The following is a 20,386-nucleotide window of genomic DNA, read 5'->3' as shown; positions in this document are numbered from 1 at the left end:
GTCTCTTCGCGAGCGGGGTTTTGCGTAGCGCGGACGTTCGGTCGACCCGACGCCCGCGGACGAGGGCGATGCATTTCCATGGCTGTCACCACGCTCGATCGATCGTGGATCGGGTGAGGTGCGCGCGCGCGCGAGGAGCGAGGAGAACGGATGAAGGTTCGCGTCGAGGTTTTCATGATCGGAATGGGAGCGTTCGCTCTCGCCGTCGCCGCATGCAGCGGCGACGACGAGGGAGACTCGCGGACACGGCGCGCCGCCGCCGCGCCCGACGGTGGCGGCGCGGGCGAGCGCGCCGTCACTCCGCCACCTCCGGTCCTCGCCGGCGTCCCGGCCGACATCGCGATCGAGCCCGCGAACGGACAGCTCTACGACGCGCGGACCGACGACCGCGAGGTGAAGTTCGCCGGCTTCACGAACGCGGCCGGCGCGACGGTCGACGTGCAGGTGCTCTCGCGCCCGGACGCGCCGATCACGGAGTCGAGCTGGATCACGATCGCGACCGCGACGAGCGCGACGACGCCGACGACGTACAACGACGCCGAGCCGATCTACCGCTGGTCGATCGTGGCGATCCCCTCTCCGCGTGGCAGCGAGCGCTGGGCGGTCGGCGGCCTACTTCGATATCGGACCGTCATGAACGCAGGGGGGAAGCGGTCGGCGCTCCCGTTCTACGACGCCTCGTCGGCCGCGTGCATCGACGGCCTCGCCGGCGCGTCGTGGAAGGAGGTCCTCGAGAAGTGCAAGAGCCCCTATTCGCCCGCGCTCGGCGCGGCGCTCGGCGGTAGCGCGCGCGCGGCCGCCCTCGTCTCCGCCGGCCCCGCCCCCGCGACGCCGCCGCCATATTTGAGCCGTAAAGGCGATATCACCGCCGCCGCGACCGCGGCGTATTACGCGAACATCGACGCCCCGGCCACGCTGACCGAGTTCAAGGCCCGCTTCGGGTTCCTCGAGCGAGGCGTGATCGAGGCCACGTATTTCAACGCCGGCGATCTCGGGATCGGGCGCGAGATGCACTGCACGAGCTTCGCGAACGCGACCGACGGCGGCATCGCGTGTTACGTCCGCAACTACGGCGTCGACGCGGCGCTGAATCCCGTCTTCGGCGGCGACCAGAAGGCCGCGCTCGACGACGCGATCGCGCGCCGTAACGCGTTCGCGACCGTCGCGATGATCAAGCTCGGCGCGAAGTTCGCCCCGAAGGAGGGCAACGACGTCCGCTTTTACGTCTACGGCGCGGACGAGACGCTCGCGAACCGCGCCCCGCTCGACAATTTCGGATTGAACCAGGCAATCCCCAACAACTGCCTCAATTGCCATGGTGGCCAGAACGAGGGCGGCCGCGTCGTCGGCGCGTCGTTCCTCCCGTTCGACCCCGAGGCGTTCCGTTATGCGGCGGAGGGCGAGCGCACGTACGAGGCGCAGGAGGACCGATTCCGCCAGCTCAACGCGCTGATCGCCAGTGCCGGCGCGCCTCCTCCCATTCTGCAATTCGTCGACGGCCTCTACGGCGGAAAGGCCGAGACGGCGGGCACGAAGGCGAACCTGGACTGGATCCCGAAGGGATGGAGCGACAGCGAAGAGGCCAAAACGGTCTACCGCGAAGTCTATAAACCCTATTGCCGAGCGTGCCACGTCTCGCAGGTCGGCGACTACGCCTTCATGCGTTTCTCCGAGCTCACGAAGCACAGCGCGGAGACGGCGGAGAGCATCTGCGCGACGCACGAGATGCCGATCGCGGAGGTCACGACCAACGCCTTCCTCCGGAGCCCCGCCCGCGCGTACCTCGTCAACACGCTCGGCCTCTCGACGCCGTGCTCGCCGACGGAGCCGCGCAAGTGAGGCACGGCATCCTCGCGACCGCGCTGCTCCTGGCAGCCTGCTCGAGCTACGACGCGGAGTACATGGAGCGAAGCGTGAGCACCGACACCGAGGAGACCGAGATCCTCGCTGCCGACGCCGACGCGGGCGCCAGCCCGACCGGCCCGACCGGCCCGACCCCGCCGCCGGTCGCGGGCGTCGATCCGTGGGCGAGCACGTCGCCGTACACGCTCCTGACGCCATCGGAGGAGTCGGGCGATCACCACGGCGGCGCGAAGCACCTCGGCGACGACTGCATGAGCTGCCACACCGGCGCCGGCGCCCCGCGCTTCGCCCTCGCGGGCACCATCTTCGCGTCGCGTACCTCGTCGACCGGCGCCGCGCGCGTCCAGGTCCGCGTCGTCGATCCCGACGGCAACGAGGTCGCCCTCGTCGGCACCGACTCGAGCGGCAACTTCTGGCTCCGCGACGCCCCCGACCTCCCCCCCGGCTCCTGGGTCGGCATCCGCGACGAAGCAACGACCCGCGTAATGAAGACCGCCATCGCAGGCGCCGCCTCCTGCAACCAGAGCACCTGCCACTCCCAAACCCGCCCCCTCCACATCCGCGACTAGCGCTCCCTCCTCGCGATACCCACACCCACCATCGCAGAGCCCGCAGCGACGCGGCGACGCGGGCCGCGCCACCGGCCCCCGCGTTCGCGACGCGATCGATGCAACGCATCGTCTACGAGATTTTTTAGGCGCGCACGACTCTCCAGCCCGCTGCAACGCCTTCGGTATGCGGCGTCGCGAGGATCAGCCTTTCCGCTCCGCATCACGCCTGCATCCCAGCCATCGCCACCTCCCCGAGTCCACCACCCCACCCCCAGCACTCCCCGCAACCGCACGCTCCGCCCGCAACGAGCGCGGCCAGCCCTCTTCCGCATGGCAATATCCGCCGAGCGCCGCGTACCGGCGCGAGATCCCCCACGCCGACGCCGGCGACGACCTCCCAGACGGACCCCGCCCCGACGAGATCATCGAGCAGGCAGAAGGACGCCCGCGCCGTCCTCGACCGGATCCTCGACGCGATGGAGCTCGAGCTCCGCACCGTGTTCGTCCTCTACGAGATCGAGGAGATGACGACGGCCGAGATCGAGCGGCTCACACGACCGAGGGCTTTCTCAGCATTGGGGCAATGCGTGTCCGTCGCATGGGCGACGTTGCCGCGATGCTCGTCTGCATCGTGGGGAAGCTTGGCGACACCGTATCGGTCGCCGGATCGATCTCTTGATGGCTGGCTGTTCTACGTGAGGAGGCGGAGCGCGGCACGCACGGCGACATCGAGCGGCTCACACCACACGGCCTGCGGCAGCCGTGCGAGCGCAGCGCCGACGTCCCGGTCACGGAACCCGAGACGAACGAGCGCGAAGCGAACGAGCTCGCGCAGCGTCTCGCGCGAGACGTCGCCCGGATCCGCGCGGCCCTTGCTCCTCCGCGGATGCTTCGCCTTTCCGTGCTTCGTCTTCTCGAGGTGCAAGAGCAGCAGATCGAGCGCGCGCTCGATCACGACCGCCAGGTCGCCGTTCGGATTCACGTGTCGCAAGAGAGCGCGCGCCAGCTCGAGCTTGTCACGCAGCTCCACCGCGGCCGTGAACATGATCTGGAAACGCTCGATCGTGAGCGGCAAGAGCTGCGCGGTCGGCGATGGCGTCGCCCTTCCGAAACGCGCACCACGTGTCAGCCATACGCGGCGCGAGGCCATCCAAAGGCATTTCGCTCCCACTCGTGCTCCTCAACGCTTCTCCACATCGACGAACGAGATTCGTGAAGAGCAGCGCCATCATTCGAAGAACGACCACCGCCCCTGCGGCCCAGTTGACGGTGGCCGCGCCAGCGGTCGCGAAGTGCCCACGCGCTCCGCGCGCCGCGCCACGCGAACGGGGCCCCAGAAGCGGCCGCGCAAGCGGTCGCGAAGCGACCCGCGCGCTCGGCGTGAGGGACGTGTCTGGGGTGGGGGTGTCGGGGGCGACGCCCCTGACCATGCTAGAGTCGGCGCATGGTGCTCCTGTGGAGGTGGACTTGAACGAGGCGGAGGGGGCGCGCATTCTCGCCGAGTGCTTCGAGAGGGCGGGGCTCACGATCGCGCGGGATGTTCGCTGGCAGGAGGGTGGGGTCGACGTGACGCTCGACGGGTGGGACGCCGCGCGGCGCATCGGCTTCGAGCTCATCACGACCGAGGCCGGCGACCGCGAGGAGTTTACGCCCGCCGTCGTCGCCGAGCTCGAGGCGCGGATGGAGCGCGAGGAGCTCTTCTTGTTCCTCGTCGACGAGCGCGTCGTCCCCTCCGCAGAGGCGCTCACGCGCGCGGCGGAGGGGTTCCTCGCCGTCCTCCGCGATCGAGCGAAGCTTCCGTGAGGTATACCGGCCAGCACCTCGTCAACGCCGCGCGCAGCCAGCGGACCGAGCTCTCGCACGAGCTCGGGCGCGCGCAGCACTACCTCATGATCCATCACGAGCGGCGCGAGCAGGTCGCGCGCGCGTTCGCGACCGCGACGTCGGAGCTCGGGCGCGCCGTCCTCCCCGGGATGACGCGCGAGTCCCTCGCCGACGCCGCCGCGCTCACCGGCTACCAGCGGCCCGTCGCCGAAGACGCGATCGGCGCGATGGAGCGCGAGCGCGCCGCGCTCCGCGAGCGCCTCGCCGCGATCGAGGCCGACCCGCGCTACCGCGACCGCGAGCTCCTCCGCCATCCGCGGACCGGATCGCTCTCGCGCGCGCTCGCGGAGGTGAACGAGATGCGGCGGCCGTTCCACGACGTCCTCATCCGCGCCGCGCATCCGCGCCTCGAGCGCCTCCTCGCGGGCGAATACGGGACCCCCCGCTACACGACCGGCTTCTGGCGCCTCAGCTACTACGAGGACTGGGCGGCGGGCGACGAGATCCTCGAGCGCTTCCCGGACAAGGAGTTCTTCGCTCAGGTCCGCGACGAGGTCCTCCGCGCGCAGGAGGCGGTCGGTCCGCTCGACGCGGAGGCGGCGCGCGTCGGCGCGGAGATCGCCGCCGGCGAGGCGCTCGAGGCCGAGCACAAGGCGCGCACGCAGTCGCTCGCGACGCTCGCGCAGCGGTGGCTCGAGCAGACGCGCTCGCAGATCGTCGCCTTCCTCCTCGAGTGCCCGCCCGCCGCGCTCGCGAAGCGACTCGCCGCGAACCCCGAGGTCCTCCTCCTCTTCAAGCGCGCGACCGGGATGCAGCACAAGGCGCGCTACCTCGATCGCATCGTCGATCAGTACGTCCGCCCCTTCTCCGCCGACCTCCAGCGCTCGCTCGCCAAGGCCGAGCGCGACATCGTCAAGTGGAGCCGGCCGAAGAACGCGCATCGCCAGATCCCCGCGCACGAGTTCGAGCGCCGCTTCCGCGACCGGCGCGCGGCGTACAACAAACGCTGGCAGCGCTACGAACGGACCTACGGCGCGGTCTACGCCTACGACGGGTATCGCTCGGTCGATCTCGCGACGAACGTCCTCTGGTGGGACGTGATGACCGACGGTCGCCTGGACGGCAGCTTCATCCCCGAGGTCGCCGACTACCACCGCGACAACCCGAGCTACCAGTACCAGCGCTCGCGCGACGCGGAGGCCGAGTACGACGCCGCGTCGTCCTTCGACGACCGGAGCGACCGGAGCGCGGGCCTCGTGGACGTCTCATGAAGACGCTCCGCGTCGTCTGCTACGCCGTGAACGGCGCCGGCACCGGGCACCTCTGCCGCCTCGTCGGCATCGCGCGGTGGCTGCGGCGCTACGCGGCCTGGGCCGGCGCGCGCGCGGAGATCTACTTCCTGACGACGAGCGAGGCCGACGCGCTCCTCTTCTCCGAGCGCTTCGCGTCGTTCAAGCTGCCGTCGAAGACCGCGGCCGCGGACGCGAAGATCGACAAGAGTACGTACGTCGCGCTCGCGAAGCAGTGGGTCTGGCACTCGCTCGGCCTCCTCCGCCCCGACCTCTTCGTCGTCGACACGTTCGCGCGCGGATCGTTCGGCGAGCTCCTCGGCGCGCTCGACCTCTGCCGCGCCCGCGCGCTCGTCCTCCGGCCGATGATCGAGAGCTTCGCCCGCCGCCCCGACGTCGCGTCGATGCTCCCGCTCTACGACGCGATCGTGGTGCCGGAGGCCGAGGCGGACGCGAAGGACGTCGTCCCCGACGCGCTGCGGGCGCGCACGCGCTGGCTCGGTCCGATGTGCATGCGCGAGCGGCCCGAGGTCCTCTCGCGCGACGAGGCGCGCGCGGGGCTCGGGCTCGCGGCCGACGACTTCGTCGTCTACGCGACCGCCGGCGGGGGCGGCGACGCGGCGGCGGAGGGGCACCTCGCGCGCGTCGTCGACGCAGCCCTCGCGGCGGGGGCGCGCGCCGTCGTCGGGAGCGGGCCGCTCTATCGCGGCGCGGTCGTCCGCCGTCCCGGCGTCGTCTGGCTCGGGAGCGAGCTCGCCGTCCCGCGCATGCCGGCCTTCGACGTCGCCGTGTCGGCGGCGGGGTACAACAGCTTCGTCGAGCTGATGTGGAGCGGCGTGCCGACGGTCTTCCTCCCGCAAGAGAAGATCGCGGACGATCAAGCCGCCCGCGCCGCCCGCGCCGAGCGCGGAGGCGCGGGCGTCGTGCTCCCGCAGGGCGCGACCGCCGAGGAGATCCGCCGCGCGATCGAGGCGCTCCGCGCCGATCACGCGCGCGCCGCGGCGGCCGCGCGCGCGCTCGTCCCGAAGAACCACGCGCGCGAAGCGGCGGCGGAGCTCCTCCGCCTCGCGCTGCCGCCGGCGGTCGTCGATCGCGCGGAGGCGGCGGTCGACGACGCGCTCCTCACGAACGCGCAGCGCCTCGGGATCGAGCCCGAAGCGGCGATCGAGCTGATGCACGCGCTCGACGGCGCGGCGGGGGAGGCGACGCCGGCGCGCGAGCTGGGCGCCCTCGCGCGGCACGCCGAGCGCGTGCTCGAGGCGGCGGGGGCGGCGGGCGCGTCGGCCGAGATCGCCGCGCGCGTCGCGGTGGCGGTCGTGCGGCGCGCGCCGGCGTGTCGCGCGGGCGAGCGCGCCGCGGCGGCGGCGGCGGTGATCTCCGCGTGCGCGCCGTTCGAGGACTGGGAGAGCGCGATCGCGCTCGTGGGGGCGCGCCCGGCGACGACGGCGGAGCGCATCGACGCCGAGGTCGCGGCGCTCGCGGCGGCGGCGCGCGAGCGAGGGCAGAGCCTCCTCGAGGCGATCGCGGAGGCGCGGAGAGCGGCGCGATGACGGCGATGACGAAGAAGCACGTGCCGCTCCCGCTCGTCGGGATGAACGAAGGCAAGGTCCTCGCCGGCCCGGAGACGATCCACGTCGACGTGACGAACTCGTGCAACACGAACTGCATCACGTGCTGGGATCACTCTCCGCTCCTCACGCTCGGCCGCAAGAGCGAGTGGAAGCGGAGGCGCATCGACGCGGCCGCGCTCGAGGAGCTCCTCGCCGACGCGTGCTCGCTCGGCGGCCTCCGCGCCGTGATCCTGAGCGGGATGGGCGAGCCGTTCACCCACCCCGACATCTACCGGATGATCGAGGTGGTGAAGCGCCGCGGGCTGCACCTCACCATCATCACGAACCTCGTCGCCGCGGACGCGGAGCGCGTCCTCGAGCTCGGGGTCGATCAGCTCCTCATCGGCGTCCACGGCGCGACGCAGGGCGCGTACGAGGCCTTCCATCCGAGCTTCCGGAACGGCGAGTGGGATCGCCTCCTCGCGATGCTCGCGCGCTTCCGCGAGGCGGGGCGCCGCTTCAAGCACGTGCAGGTCGTCTGCGAGGTGAACGCGGACGAGCTCGTCGACATGGTCCGCTTCGCCTCGCGCTACGACGCGTTCGCGCTCAACTTCAAGCTCGCGAGCCTCCGCGGCGGGACGGAGGCGGCGCGCATCACCGACGCGCAGCGCGCGCGGCTCGTCCGCGAGCTCGTCCCCGAGGCGCGCCGCGTCGCGGAGGCGCACGAGGTGACGACGAACCTCGACGTCTTCGCCGCGCAGCTCGAAGCCGGCGGCGAGGCGACCGCGCCGATCGACGAGGTCGGCTGCTTCATCGGCTACACCTACGCGCGCGTGCTCGTCGACGGCACCGTCCTCTATTGCTGCAACACCGAGGTCGTCGTCGGCAACCTCGCCGCCGCGCGCTTCGCCGAGCTCTGGGACGGCGCGCGCTGGAACGAGCTCCGCGCGCGGATGCGGCGCGGCGAGTACTTCCCCAGCTGCGCACAATGTGGCAAAATCAATGAAAATGTGAAATTGCGTAAGCGCTTCGCGAAGGCTTACGGCGAGGAGCGCGCGCGCGCCGTGACCGGGGGCCGCTCGTGAGGCAGCCCACCGTCGAGTGGCAGGTCTGCGGCGTCTGCAACTACGACTGCAGCTACTGCATCCAGAGCAAGAAGCACCGCGTCGGTCATCCCTCGAGCGAGGACGTCGAGCGCTTCCTCGCGTTCTTCGCCGGCCTCCCGTCGCGCTGGGAGGTGAAGATGACCGGCGGCGAGCCGTTCGCGTTCCGCGGCTTCATCGATCGGATCGTGCCCGGCCTCGTCACGCGGACGCCGCACGTCGTGTCGGTCCTCACGAACCTCTCCGCCCCGATCGCGATCCTCGAGCGGTTCGCGACGCTCACGCGCGGGCGCCTCGGCGTCGTGAGCGCGAGCCTCCACCTCGAGCACACGTCGATCGCGACCTTCGTAGAGAAGGCGGCGCGCCTCCGCGCGCTCATGGACCCGGACGCGCGCCTCGTCGTCAACACGGTCCTCGTGCCGGGCCGCCTCGAGGAGGTCGCGCGCGCGCGGAGCGAGGTCGAAGCGGCGGGCCTCACGCTCTTCCCGCAAGTGATGAAGGTGAAGGGCGGCGTCGCGAGCTACGACGAAGAGGACCGCCAGCGCGTCACCGGCCTCGTCGGCATCTCGCCGTCGCCGCGGCGCGCGAACGTGGCGCCGAGCTACCGCGGGCGTCGCTGCTGGGCGGGCGCGGAGTACTTCGTCCTCACGCAGACCGGCGACGCGTGGCGCTGCCGCACCTCGAAGCGCTTCGGCGAGGGCTACCTCGGCAACGTCCTCGCCGGCACGCTCGCCCTCGCGACCGGCCCCGCGCCGTGCACCTACGACATCTGTCCCTGCACCGTGCCCGCGAACCGCGGCATGATCGAGCGCGCGGAGCCGTGAGCTGGCCGTCGCCGCCGGAGCCCGCCGAGGGCGTGGTCTGCTGGAACGTCAACACGACGTGCAACTACCGCTGCACCTACTGCACGCAGCGCTTCAAGGACGATCGCGGGCGCTGGTCGCGCGACACGCCGCGCTTCCTCGACGCCTTCCGCCGCTTGCCGGGGCGCTGGGAGGTGAAGCTCTCCGGCGGCGAGCCGTTCGTGCATCCGACGCTCCTCGAGATCGTCGCCGGCGTCGCGGCGGCGGGGCACCGCGTCTCCGTCGTCACGAACCTCTCCGCGTCGCCGGAGCGCCTCGACGCCTTCGTCGCCGCCGCGCGCGGGAGGGTGGGGACGTTCTCGTGCAGTCTGCACCTCGAGTACGTCGACGACGTCGAGCGCTTCGCCGACAAGGCCGCGCGCCTCGGCGAGACGCTCCGCGCGCGCGCCGACGCGTCGCTCCCGCGCCCGCACGTGTGCGTGACGACGGTCGCGACGCGCGCGGCCCTCCCGCGCCTCGACGCCCTCGCCGCCCTGTTCCGCGCGCGCGGCCTCACCTTCAAGGTCCAGCCCGAGCGCGACGACGGCGTCATCGCGGCGTACTCGGCGGAGGAGCGCGCGCTGCTCGAGGCGCTCGGCGGCCACAACGCCACCGGCGCGATCGCGCACGACTTCGCGGGCCGCCCGTGCTGGGCGGGCGCGCGGTTCTTCGTCCTCGACGACAAGGGCGACGCGTACCGCTGCTACCCCGGCCGCCGCGCGACGCTCACGACGCTGCGCGCGCGGCGCGGGATCCCGGACCTCGCGCGCGAGCGGGCGCTCGGGCGGCTCGGGAGCTTCCTCGATCCGGACTTCCGTCTCGAGCCGGAGGCGACGCCGTGCCGCTATCGTCTCTGCTACTGCACGGTCCCGATCGCGCGTGCGATGATGGCAGGCGCGCCGGTCACGGCGACGGAGGCTTCGTGAAGTTCAAGACGTTCCGCGCGCTCCTCATCTCCGGCCTCGCCGTCGTCGGCCTCGGCGCCTTCGGCGCGTGCGCCTACCAGTGCAGCCGCACGCAACCGAAGCCGGAGGAGCCCACCGTGGCGGCGACGGTGACGACCACGGCGACGGTGCCGCCGGTGATGGGGCCGACGACGACGAGCACGCCCACGCCTACGCCCAACACGGCCACGCCCACCGCGGCCGATCCGCTCGCGCTGCGCGAGGTCGACCGCGAGATCCTCGCCCGCCTCCCGATGAGCATCTCCGGCGCAAAGGTGAAAGATGCGTTCAAGGGTAAATCCTACAAAGTCGATTTCTACAAGGACGACGGCTTCGCGAAGGTGAACCGCCTCAAGATCGACCTCGATCGCGACGACAAGTGGGACGAGAAATGGGACATCGAGGACGGCTCGCCGACGCCGAAGATCAAGCGCCACGTCGCCCCGCGCGACGACGAGCAGTACACCGACGAGTACCGCCTCCTCGAAGGCCGCTGGTCCCCGAAGGCCCGCTGATGGCGCGTCTCCTCGGTCCCGGGCTCCTCGTCGCGCTCTTCGTCGCGTGCAGCGGCGGCGGCGACTCGAACATCCCTCCGCCGGCGGACCCGCAGACGTGCACGAGCGGCGCGTGCGACCTCGACTGCGGAGCGACGGATCGCTGCGCGCCGTCGTGCAGCAGCTTCGACGGCGACTGCAACGCACGGTGCGCGGACAACTGCGCGTACACCTGCAAGAGCGGCCCCAACTGCAAGGTCACGTGCGGCGCCGACTGCACGATCGCTTGCGAGAGCACGAGCACCTGCGGCGCGACGTGCGGCGCGCGCTGCCGCTACACGTGCACGAGCGTCAACGACTGCGCCCCCAACGTCGGCGACGCGAGCGAGGTGACGTGCACGTCGACGGGCAACTGCAACCCCACGTGCACCGGGAGCTGCCGCGTGCATTGCACCTCCACCGGCCCGTGCAACGTCACCTGCCCCGGCGGCGCCGCCCCGACGAAGTGCGACGACGGCTGGTCGTGCGGCGGTCCGTGCTGAGTGCTGAGAGGAGCAGGTGGGAGGGGAGACGCTGCTGGGCTGAAGAGTGTGCGACAAATTGGCTCGGTTGGTCGTTGACTGCGGCCGGCTAGGCCAGCTATCCCAAAAGGATGACCCGTCGCGCGGCGAAGGTCGCGTCACCGTCCGGCGAGGATGAGTTGGTGCGCCTGCGCGCTCGGGTCGAGGAGCTCGAGCGCGCCAACCAGGCGAGGGACCGCGTCCTCGCCGTGCTCGCGCACGACCTCCGCGCGCCGCTCAACGCGATCCTCGGGTGGACGCTCCGCCTGCAAGAGGAAGAGATGGATGAGGAGAGCGAGGCGCGCGCGCTCGCCACCATCGTCCGCAACGCGAACACGCAAGGGCGGCTCATCGAGCGCCTCCTCGACGTCGCGCGCCTCGCCGCCGATCGGATGCAGCTCATGCGCGCGCCGATCGAGCTCGGGCTCGTCGTCGATCGCGTGGTGGAGGGCTTCGTCCCGTCCGCCGCCGAGCAGACGATCGAGCTCACGAGCCACGCGCTCGAAGGCGTCGTCGTGATGGCCGATCGCGAGCGCATCGAGCAGGTCGTCACGAACCTCGTCGCCAACGCGATCAAGTACACCGACGCCGACGGCCACGTGAAGGTCCGGGTCGATCGCGAGCGCGGGCAGGCGCGCATCACCGTCAGCGACGACGGGCAAGGGATCGCGCCCGATCTCCTGCCGCACGTGTTCGACGCCTTCACGCAGGACGCGAGCGTGCGCTCCGCGCAGAAGGGCCTCGGCCTCGGCCTCCACATCGTGAAGCATCTCGTCGACCTCCACGGCGGCACCGTCGTCGCAGCGTCCGGCGGCGTCGGCGCCGGCGCGACGTTCACGGTGCGACTCCCGCTCCACGAAGGATCGGTCAGCGGCACGCGCGATCGCGTGCGGGTCCCGTAGCGACGCACGATCGCTGCTTTTGTCGCCTTGACCGTTCGCCTCAACGCGACGAACGTGGCGAGCGATGGGGAGGCATCGCGGCTTCGTCGACCAAGACGCGTGCGTCGTCGTCGAAGAGGTGAAGTCATGCCCGTGAAGTTCCGCCCGCGTGCCGCGAGCGCCGACCGCATCGCGACGTTGTCTCATGCCTACCGAACGGAGTCGCCGCGCGTCGCGAAGCTCCTCGCCGGCCCGTCCCGCGCCCTCTCGCAGGACTCCGACGTGCTGCGCGAGGCGCTCGAGGCGCTGAGCGTCCATCACCAGGAGCTCGCCGTCGCCGAAGAGGAGCTCCGCGAGCAGCTCGACGAGCTCACGCGGATGGGGCTCGCGCTCGAGTCCGAGCGGGAGCGCTACCGCGACCTCTTCGCGTTCGCGCCGGACGCGTACGTCGTCACCGATCGCCAAGGGATCATCCTCGAGGTCAACGACGCCGCGAGCGCGCTCCTCCACGTCGAGCGCCGCTTCCTCCGCGCGAAGCCGCTCGCGATGTTCGCGGCGTCGGTCCACCGCGAGGCGCTCCACTCGACCGTCGAGACGATGACGGAGACGACCACGCTCGACCTCACGATGAAGCCGCGCGGAGGCGACGACGTCCGCGTCCTGGCGCGCGTCAGCGTCACCGCCCGCGGCAAGAACCTGTTGTGGGGGCTTCGCCGCGCGCCGGAGAAGGAGAACGGCGACGCGACGTCGCGCGAGCTCCGCGACGCGCTGGAGCTCCTCGAGCGAGAGCGCCGCCTGCGGACGGACCTCGAGCGCGCGAACCGGGCGAAGGACCGCTTCATCGCCGTCCTCGCGCACGACCTCCGCTCGCCGCTGAACGCGATCATGGGCTGGACGCAGCTCCTCCAGCGGGAGCTGCTCGATCAGCAGTCGCGGAGCCGCGCGCTCGCCACCATCCACCGGAACGCCCTCGCGCAGGCGAACCTGATCGAGGAGCTCCTCGACATCTCGCGCCTCGCCGCGGACAAGCTGCAGCTCACGCTCGCGCCGCTCGACCTCGGGCTCCTCGTCCAGCGGATCGTGGAGGGCTTCGCGCCGAAGGCGACGGAGCAGGGGCTCGCGCTGACGTGCGCGGCGACCCAGGACATCACCGTCGTCGCCGACGCGCGGCGGATCGAGCAGGTCGTCTCGAACATCGTGACCAACGCGATGAAGTACACGCCCGCGGGCGGCTCGATCGCCGTCGCCGTCGCGCGCGACGAGCGCCGCGCCAAGGTCACGGTCGAGGACACGGGCAAGGGGATCGCGTCCGAGCTCTTGCCGCTCGTGTTCGACATGTACGCGCAGGACCGGAGCGACGCGACGACGCGCGGCGGCCTCGGCCTCGGCCTCCACATCGTGAAGAACCTCGTCGAGCTCCACGACGGCGCCGTGTCGGCGTCGAGCGACGGGGAAGGGCGCGGCACGTCGATCGCGTTCTGGCTCCCGCTCCACGACGAGCCGCCCCCGGCGCCGAGCGAGCACGAGCTGCCGCTGCCGCGCTCGCTCGCGCGTCTCCATGTCCTCGTGGTCGAGGACGAAACGGACGAGCGCGACCTCGTCGCCGACGTGCTTCGCCGCGCCGGGGCGAACGTGATGTCGGCCGGCTCGGTCCGCACCGCGCTGGACGTCTTCGAGACGTACCGGCCCGACGTGATCGTGAGCGACATCGCGATGCCGGAGGCGGACGGGATCGAGCTCATCACCGCGCTCCGCAAGCGCGACCCTACGATCGCGGCCGTCGCGATCAGCGGCTTCACCGGCGACGGCCACACCGAGCGCGCGCTCGCGGCCGGCTACGACGTGCACATCGGAAAGCCGATCGACGCGGCCGAGCTCGTCGATAGCGTCGACGAGGCGGCGAAGCTGCGTCACCGCTGACCCGTCGTGAGGACGACCGCCGTGCGTGCGGGGATCATGCAACCATCGGCGCTCCGCACGATCGGGGCGCCGGAGCTGAAGAGCACGTGCGCGCCGTCGGCGAGCGGGACGGGCGCCGCGCGCGCGCCGAAGTTGACGACGAGGTGACGCGCGCCGCGCTCGGAGACGCGAACGACGTGGAGGACGTCGCCCTCCGCGCGCGCCTCGACCGGGCCCGGGCGCGCGAAGACGGGATCCTCGCGGCGGAGCCGCAGCATCGCGCGGTGGACCGCGAGCGCGCGGGCGTGGTCCAGCGCGCCCCGCTCTTCCCAGCGAAGGCGCGAGGACTCGAACGTCGCGCGGGCCTGCGGGTCGGGGACGTCGCCCGCGAAGCCCGGCAACGCCGCGTGCTCCTTCCGCCGGCCCTCCGAGACCGCGCGGCCGAGGTCGCCCTCGTGATCGCTGAAGTAGAGGAAGGGCGTAGAGGCGGCCCACTCCTGACCCATGAAGAGGAGCGGCGTCGAGGGCAAGAAGAGGAGGAGCGTCGCCGCCGCGCAGAACGCGTCGAGATCGACCGCTGCGGTCAGCCGCGTCCCGTCCGCGCGGTTGCCGATCTGATCGTGGTTCTGGACGCAGGTGACGAGGCTCGCGCGATCGACGGCGCGGACGCACCGCGCGAGCGCGTCGACGGTGGGCTCGAAGGCGGCGTAGTAGCCGTCGCGCTCGCCGGTGAGGAGGACATGGATCTGGTGGTGGAGGTCGTCGGCCCAGGCGCCGTCGGCGCCGTGATCCCTCACCGCCGTCGGCGCCTTCGGGTCGTCCTCGCAGAAGACGACGCGCCCGCGCTCGTGGGCGACGGCGCAGATCTCGGCGACGATGTGCGTCTCCGACGCGTCGTGGATCGCGTGCGTCGCGTCGAGGCGGAGGCCGTCGATGCCGTACTCGTCGAGCCAGTAGCGCACGTTGTCGAGGACGAGGCGCCGCATCGGCGGCCACGTGAAGTCGGGGCCGTCGCCCCACGGCGTCTTCACGTGCGCGGTGAAGTACTGCGGCGCGTAGCGCGCGAGGTAGTTCCCCGCCGGGCCGAAGTGGTTGTAGACGACGTCGAGGATCACGGCGAGGCCGCGCGCGTGCGCCGCGTCGACGAGCGCGCGCAGATCGGACGGCGTGCCGTAGTCGACGTGCGGCGCGTAGAGCGCGACGCCGTCGTAGCCCCATCCGTGGTGCCCGGCGAACGCGGCGACCGGCATCAGCTCGATCGCGGTGACGCCGAGGTCGGCGACGTGGTCGAGCTCCTCGATCGCGGCGCGGAACGTCCCCTCGCCGGTGAACGTCCCGACGTGCAGCTCGTAGATGGACCAGCTCGCCGGGGCGGCGATCGGCGCGCCCGCCCCCGGCGGCACGACCTCGGCCGGGCCGTGCACGCCGCGCGGCAGGGACCGCGCGAAGGGATCGGGCACCGCCTCGCCGTCGAGGAGCACCTCGTAGAGCGCGCCGGCCGGCAGCCCTTCGATGCGCGCTTCGTAGAAGCTCGGGCGGTCGGTGGGGCGCAGCCGCTCGAGGCGATCGCCGAGGACGCGCACCGCGACGTCCGCCGTCGTCGTCGTGCACACGACGAACGTCGTTCCTTCCGGACCCCAATGCGCGCCGCAGCTGAGCCCTTGCACGACCGCGCTATCCCGTTTGTGAGCGAACGCCGCGCTCCAGCAACTTCCGTGACATGTAACCGCGTTTCGCCGAACCTGAGCGCACGGTATATCCGGATTAAGGCTCGGAATGCCTGGAGTTTCGCTGGAAGACTACCGACTGCTCGTCGACTCGATCGCCGATCACGCCATCGTCATGCTCGATCCCACCGGGCAGGTCATGTCGTGGAATCGCGGCGCCGAGCGCATCACGGGGTATCCGCCCGACGAGATCGTCGGACAGCCCGTCGCGCGGCTCTACCCCGCCGCGGACGTCGCGAGCGGAGCGCCGCAGCGCGAGCTCGCGGAGGCGGCGTCGCTCGGACGCGGCGAGGACGAGGGCTGGCGCGTGCGGAAGGACGGCTCGCAGCTCTGGGCGAACGTGGTCGTCACCGCGCTGCGCCGGACCGACGGATCGCTGCAGGGCTATGCCCTCGTCATGCGCGATCTCACCGCGCGTCGAAACGCGGAGGAGGAGCTTCGCCGAGCGGAGCAGCGGTTCCACGGGCTCGTCGACGCCGTCACCGACTACGCGGTGTTCATGCTCGATCGCGACGGCTGCGTCACGACGTGGAACTCGGGCGCGCGGAAGGCGAAGGGCTACGAGGAGGACGAGATCGTCGGGCGCCACTTCTCGACGTTCTACACGGAGGAGGACCGCGCGGCGGGGCGGCCGGCGAGGTTGCTCGAGACGGTGACGCGGGAGGGCCGGGTCGAGGACGAAGGCTGGCGCGTGCGGAAGGACGGCACGCGCTTCTGGGCGAACGTCATCATCACGACGTTGCGCGACGGGGCGGGGGAGATCATCGGCTACGCGAAGGTCACGCGCGACCTCACCGAGCGGCGCAAGTTCGAGGAGGAGCTGCGGCGCTCCGAGGAGCGCTTCCGCCTCCTCGTCGAGAGCGTCGGCGACGCGATCTACATGCTCGATCCGGACGGGCGCGTCACGACCTGGAACCAAGGCGCGCAGCGGATGAAGGGCTACCCGAGCGCGGAGGTCCTCGGCCGCGACTTCGAGGTCTTCTTCCCCCCGGCCGATCGCGCCGCCGGCAAGCCGCGGCGCGTGCTCGAGATCGCGCTCCGCGAGGGTCGCTTCGAGGACGAGGGGCTCCGCGTCCGAAGCGACGGCACCCAGTTCTGGGCGAACGTCGTCGTGACCGCGATCGTGGACGCGAACGGCAACCACATCGGGTTCTCGAAGGTCACGCGCGACCTCACCGCGAGCCGCGAGGCGGAGGAGATGCAGCGGCGGCTCGTGCACGAGCAGGCCGCGCGCGTGGCGGCGGAGCGCGTCGCGAAGCAGGCCGAGGAGGCGAACCGGATCAAGGACGAGTTCCTCGCCACCGTCTCGCACGAGCTGCGGACGCCGCTCAACGCGATCGTCGGCTGGGCGAAGATGCTGCGCCAGCGCGAGCTCGATCCCACCGTTGCGCGCGGGGTCGAGGTCATCGATCGCAACGCCGAGGCGCAGGTGAAGATCGTCGACGACATCCTCGACGTGGCCCGCATCATCACCGGCAAGCTCCGCATCGAGCCGAAGCCGATCGACCTCGTCACGATCGCGCACGAGGCGATCGAGGTCGTCCGCCCCTCCGCCCACGCGAAGGACATCACCCTCACGCTCGAGGACGGGCCGGGCTCGTGCATCCTCGTCGGCGATCACGAGCGCCTGCGTCAGGTCGCCTGGAACCTCCTCTCCAACGCGGTGAAGTTCACGGACAAGGACGGCCGCGTCGCGGTGCGCGTCTGGCAGGACGGTCCCCAGGTCGCGTTCTCGGTGAGCGACACGGGGCGGGGTATCGCGCCCGATTTCCTCCCCCGCGTCTTCGATCGCTTCACACAAGAGGAGGGCTCCACCACGCGCCGCATCGGCGGCCTCGGGCTCGGCCTCTCGCTCGTGCGCCACATCGTCGAGCTCCACGGCGGAACGGTCTCCGCCGAGAGCATCGGGCCGGGCCATGGCTCGACGTTCACGTTCGTGCTGCCGGTCCGCGCCACGGTGAGCGTCCCGCCGGCGAACCCGGCGCGCTCCGGCTCCGTCCGCCGATCGTTGCTCGGCGAGCTGCGCGTGCTCGTCGTCGACGACGACGCGGACGCGCGCGATCTCGTCCGCGCCGTGCTCGAGAGCGCGGGCGCGCACGTCACGGTCGCGTCGTCGGCGGAGGAGGCGCTCGCGGCGGTGCGCGATGCCGCTCCGCACGTCCTCGTGAGCGACATCGGCATGCCGGAGCAAGACGGCTACAGCTTGATGCGCCGCCTGCGCGCGATCGAGCCCGCGCTCGCGCTCCCGTCGATCGCGCTCACCGCGTACACGCGCGCGGAGGATCGCACGAAGGCGCTCGCCGCCGGCTTCACGACCCACATCGGCAAGCCGGTGAACCCGGAGGACCTCATCACGGCGGTCGCGAACCTCACCCCGTTCGCGCGGCCCGCGCGCACGTAGAAAATGCTCGTAGATCCGAGCACCTCGGAAATCGCTGTCGCAGAGTCGTCGGAAGCGGGTTGATCGTCCCAGGGTCGCGCGCTATGTAGGGCGCCCCAGTTGGTGGATTGCCCCTTGCGGACCCCAATTCCGGCGGTTCGCTTTTTTTTGTCTTTTGTTCGGCCAGTAGCAACCCAAAAGGACCAGTTATTCCCGCGTGATGGCGTCTCCCTCCAGCAGCCCGAGCTTCGACCGTGAGCGGCTCCACGCCGTGATCGATCCCGTCGTGCGCGCGCACGGCGCGGAGCTCGTCGACGTCGAGCTGAAGAACGAGGGCGGCTGGATCCTGCGCGTGTACGTCGAGAAGCTGGGGGCCGAGGCAGAGCGCATGTCCACCAAGCAGGCCGCGATCGACCTCGAGCTCTGCTCGAACATCGCGCGCGATCTCTCGCCCGCGCTCGACGTCTCGGATCCGATCCCCCATCGCTACAACCTCGAGGTCAGCTCGCCCGGGGTGGAGCGCGAGCTGAAGAAGCCCGCCGACTACGCCCGCTTCGAGGGCGAGAAGGCGAAGCTGAAGCTCCGGACCGGCATCGCCGGCCAGAAGGTGATCGTCGGCGTCCTCGGTCCGATGAAGGACGGGCTCGTCGACGTCGCCGACGGCGCCAAGACGTGGAGCGTCGCTCTCGACGACGTCGTATCGGCCCGGCTCGTGTTCGAGTTCGGGCCCGCCCCCAAGCCGGGCGGAAAGAAGAAGTCGTGAGCCTCATCGAGCAAGCAGCACCGAAATCGCAAAAAGGCGACAAGAGGAACAACATGGCCGTTCAGCAGCAGGCAGCCCAGACCGATGCGAACCTTCTCCAGGCGATCGACATGGTCGCGAAGGAAAAGGGGATCGATCGCTCGCGCCTGGTGAAGACGATCGAAGAGGCGATCCTCAAGGCCGCGCAGAGCGTCTTCGGTCCGAACCGCGAGCTCCAGGCCACGTTCAACGAGGACACCGGTCAGGTCGACCTCTTCCAGTTCATGACCGTCGTCGACGACGTCTCCGACGACGAGCGCGAGATCGCGCTCGAGGACGCGCAGGCGAAGGGCCTCGAGGCGGAGCTCGGCGAAGAGCTCGGCTTCCAGATCTTTTGGCACCCCAACGACGCGAAGAAGGCCGCCGAGCAGGACAAGGAGTTCGGCGATCTCCTCATGGTGAAGCAGGCGCGCTCGCAGTTCGGCCGCATCGCGGCGCAGGCGGCGAAGCAGGTCCTCATCCAGCGCGTGCGCGACGAAGAGCGCGACCTCATCTACCAGGAGTTCAAGGACAAGAAGGGCGAGCTCATCAAGGGCGTCGTCCGCCGCTTCGAGAAGGGCAACAACATCATCGTCGACCTCGGCCGCACGGAGGGCATCTTGCCGTTCCGCGAGCAGACGCCGCGCGAGACGTACCGCCCCGGCGACCGCATCGTCGCGCTCCTGAAGGACATCGACCGCGAGGCGCGCGGCCCGCAGATCATCCTCTCGCGCGGCGACGGCAAGCTCGTCGAGAAGCTCTTCGAGAGCGAGGTCCCCGAGATCTACGAGGGCATCGTCAAGATCGTCGCCTGCGCGCGTGAGCCGGGCGCGCGCTCGAAGATCGCGGTCATGAGCCGCGACGCGGACGTCGATCCCGTCGGCGCGTGCGTCGGCATGAAGGGCTCGCGCGTCCAGGCGGTCGTGCAGGAGCTCCGCGGCGAGAAGATCGACATCGTCCCGTGGGACCGCGACCCCGCGCGCTTCGTGTGCGCCGCGATCCAGCCGGCCGAGGTCAACAAGGTCATCGTCAACGAGGCCGACGGGCGGATGGAGCTCGTCGTCCCCGACGAGAAGCTCTCCCTCGCGATCGGCCGCAAGGGCCAGAACGTGCGCCTCGCGTGGCACCTCACCGGCTGGAAGCTCGACATCATCAGCGAGTCGAAGTTCAAGCAGATGGAAGAGGAGGCGATCGCGCAGCTCGGCCGCATCGATGGCGTGAGCGAGCAGGTCGCGCGCAACATGTACCGCATGGGCTTCCGCGCCCTCGAGGAGGTCGCGGAGGCGACCGCCGAAGAGATCGGCAGCATCCAGGGCGTCGGCGCGGAGAACGCGCCCTCGATCCGCGCCGCGGCGGAGATCACGATGGAGACCCTCCGTCAGGAGCGCATCCGGGCCGCCTCCGCGAAGAGTGAGCCGCTCACCGACAAGGAGAAGCTCCTCTTCGTCCGCGGCGTCGGCGAGCGCACGGTGCAGCTCCTCGAGGACGCGGGCTACCGCTCCGTCGAGGACATCATGCGCGAGGACGAGGACAAGCTCGCGATCAAGACGGGCCTCGGCATCAAGAAGGCCCGCGCCCTCAAGCAGGGCGGCGAGTACTTCCTCCAGAACGAGTGGAAGCAGATCGACGCGGCCCGCAAGGCCGCCGCCGCGAGCGCGACCCAGCAGAGCTGAAAGGAACCGACCCGAGGATGGAAGC

17 protein-coding genes are annotated in these 20,386 nt (G+C 71.0%); 15 read left to right on the top strand and 2 right to left on the bottom strand.

What is annotated here, in order from left to right:
* Positions 1-183 precede the first annotated feature (183 nt).
* The gene (locus tag KF837_39065) at positions 184-1,839 is read left to right on the top strand and encodes a hypothetical protein (GenBank protein ID MBX3233391.1); all 1,656 of its coding nucleotides are present in this window, start codon (positions 184-186) and stop codon (positions 1,837-1,839) included.
* Positions 1,836-2,432 (top strand): hypothetical protein, encoded by a 597-nt coding sequence (locus tag KF837_39060; GenBank protein MBX3233390.1) that lies wholly within the window; start codon positions 1,836-1,838, stop codon positions 2,430-2,432. Before KF837_39065 ends, KF837_39060 begins: the two co-directional genes overlap by 4 nt.
* Before the next feature lie 673 nt (positions 2,433-3,105).
* Here the strand turns inward: KF837_39060 and KF837_39055 are convergent.
* Positions 3,106-3,489: a hypothetical protein gene (locus tag KF837_39055; GenBank protein MBX3233389.1), complete on the bottom strand. Its 384-nt coding sequence runs from the start codon at positions 3,487-3,489 to the stop codon at positions 3,106-3,108.
* A 392-nt stretch (positions 3,490-3,881) separates the two neighbouring features.
* On the opposite strand from KF837_39055, the gene KF837_39050 reads away from it, so the two are divergent.
* The 10 genes from KF837_39050 to KF837_39005 all read left to right on the top strand — a co-directional run bounded on the left by KF837_39050 (position 3,882) and on the right by KF837_39005 (position 13,821).
* Positions 3,882-4,217 (top strand): hypothetical protein, encoded by a 336-nt coding sequence (locus KF837_39050; protein MBX3233388.1) that lies wholly within the window; start codon positions 3,882-3,884, stop codon positions 4,215-4,217.
* Positions 4,214-5,509: a hypothetical protein gene (locus KF837_39045; protein MBX3233387.1), complete on the top strand. Its 1,296-nt coding sequence runs from the start codon at positions 4,214-4,216 to the stop codon at positions 5,507-5,509. Before KF837_39050 ends, KF837_39045 begins: the two co-directional genes overlap by 4 nt.
* Positions 5,506-7,077: a hypothetical protein gene (locus tag KF837_39040; protein ID MBX3233386.1), complete on the top strand. Its 1,572-nt coding sequence runs from the start codon at positions 5,506-5,508 to the stop codon at positions 7,075-7,077. Before KF837_39045 ends, KF837_39040 begins: the two co-directional genes overlap by 4 nt.
* Complete coding sequence (locus tag KF837_39035) at positions 7,074-8,162, top strand: radical SAM protein (protein ID MBX3233385.1); 1,089 nt, start codon at positions 7,074-7,076, stop codon at positions 8,160-8,162. Before KF837_39040 ends, KF837_39035 begins: the two co-directional genes overlap by 4 nt.
* Complete coding sequence (locus KF837_39030) at positions 8,159-9,004, top strand: radical SAM protein (GenBank protein MBX3233384.1); 846 nt, start codon at positions 8,159-8,161, stop codon at positions 9,002-9,004. The genes KF837_39035 and KF837_39030 overlap by 4 nt, the downstream gene beginning before the upstream one ends.
* A complete protein-coding gene (locus KF837_39025; GenBank protein ID MBX3233383.1) occupies positions 9,001-9,948 on the top strand; it encodes a radical SAM protein in 948 nt (315 codons plus the stop codon). The genes KF837_39030 and KF837_39025 overlap by 4 nt, the downstream gene beginning before the upstream one ends.
* A complete protein-coding gene (locus tag KF837_39020; GenBank protein MBX3233382.1) occupies positions 9,945-10,481 on the top strand; it encodes a hypothetical protein in 537 nt (178 codons plus the stop codon). The genes KF837_39025 and KF837_39020 overlap by 4 nt, the downstream gene beginning before the upstream one ends.
* Complete coding sequence (locus tag KF837_39015) at positions 10,481-11,002, top strand: hypothetical protein (GenBank protein MBX3233381.1); 522 nt, start codon at positions 10,481-10,483, stop codon at positions 11,000-11,002. The genes KF837_39020 and KF837_39015 overlap by 1 nt, the downstream gene beginning before the upstream one ends.
* 161 nt (positions 11,003-11,163) lie before the next feature.
* A complete protein-coding gene (locus KF837_39010; protein MBX3233380.1) occupies positions 11,164-11,922 on the top strand; it encodes a HAMP domain-containing histidine kinase in 759 nt (252 codons plus the stop codon).
* A gap of 126 nt (positions 11,923-12,048) precedes the next feature.
* A complete protein-coding gene (locus KF837_39005) occupies positions 12,049-13,821 on the top strand; it encodes a response regulator (protein MBX3233379.1) in 1,773 nt (590 codons plus the stop codon).
* Here the strand turns inward: KF837_39005 and KF837_39000 are convergent.
* The gene (locus KF837_39000; GenBank protein ID MBX3233378.1) at positions 13,812-15,467 is read right to left on the bottom strand and encodes a DUF3459 domain-containing protein; all 1,656 of its coding nucleotides are present in this window, start codon (positions 15,465-15,467) and stop codon (positions 13,812-13,814) included. The two genes, KF837_39005 and KF837_39000, sit on opposite strands and share 10 nt — an antisense overlap.
* A gap of 109 nt (positions 15,468-15,576) precedes the next feature.
* On the opposite strand from KF837_39000, the gene KF837_38995 reads away from it, so the two are divergent.
* The 3 genes from KF837_38995 to nusA all read left to right on the top strand — a co-directional run bounded on the left by KF837_38995 (position 15,577) and on the right by nusA (position 20,361).
* Positions 15,577-17,928: a PAS domain S-box protein gene (locus tag KF837_38995; GenBank protein MBX3233377.1), complete on the top strand. Its 2,352-nt coding sequence runs from the start codon at positions 15,577-15,579 to the stop codon at positions 17,926-17,928.
* Between the two features lie 199 nt (positions 17,929-18,127).
* A complete protein-coding gene (locus KF837_38990; GenBank protein ID MBX3233376.1) occupies positions 18,128-18,670 on the top strand; it encodes a ribosome maturation factor RimP in 543 nt (180 codons plus the stop codon).
* A 53-nt stretch (positions 18,671-18,723) separates the two neighbouring features.
* Complete coding sequence (nusA, locus tag KF837_38985) at positions 18,724-20,361, top strand: transcription termination/antitermination protein NusA (GenBank protein MBX3233375.1); 1,638 nt, start codon at positions 18,724-18,726, stop codon at positions 20,359-20,361.
* The last annotated feature ends 25 nt before the right edge of the window (positions 20,362-20,386 follow it).

The organism is Labilithrix sp., from assembly GCA_019637155.1.
GTDB lineage: Bacteria > Myxococcota_A > Polyangia > Polyangiales > Polyangiaceae > Labilithrix.
Note: the sequence above shows the minus strand (reverse complement) of the source record. Positions and strands in the feature narration are given on the sequence as shown.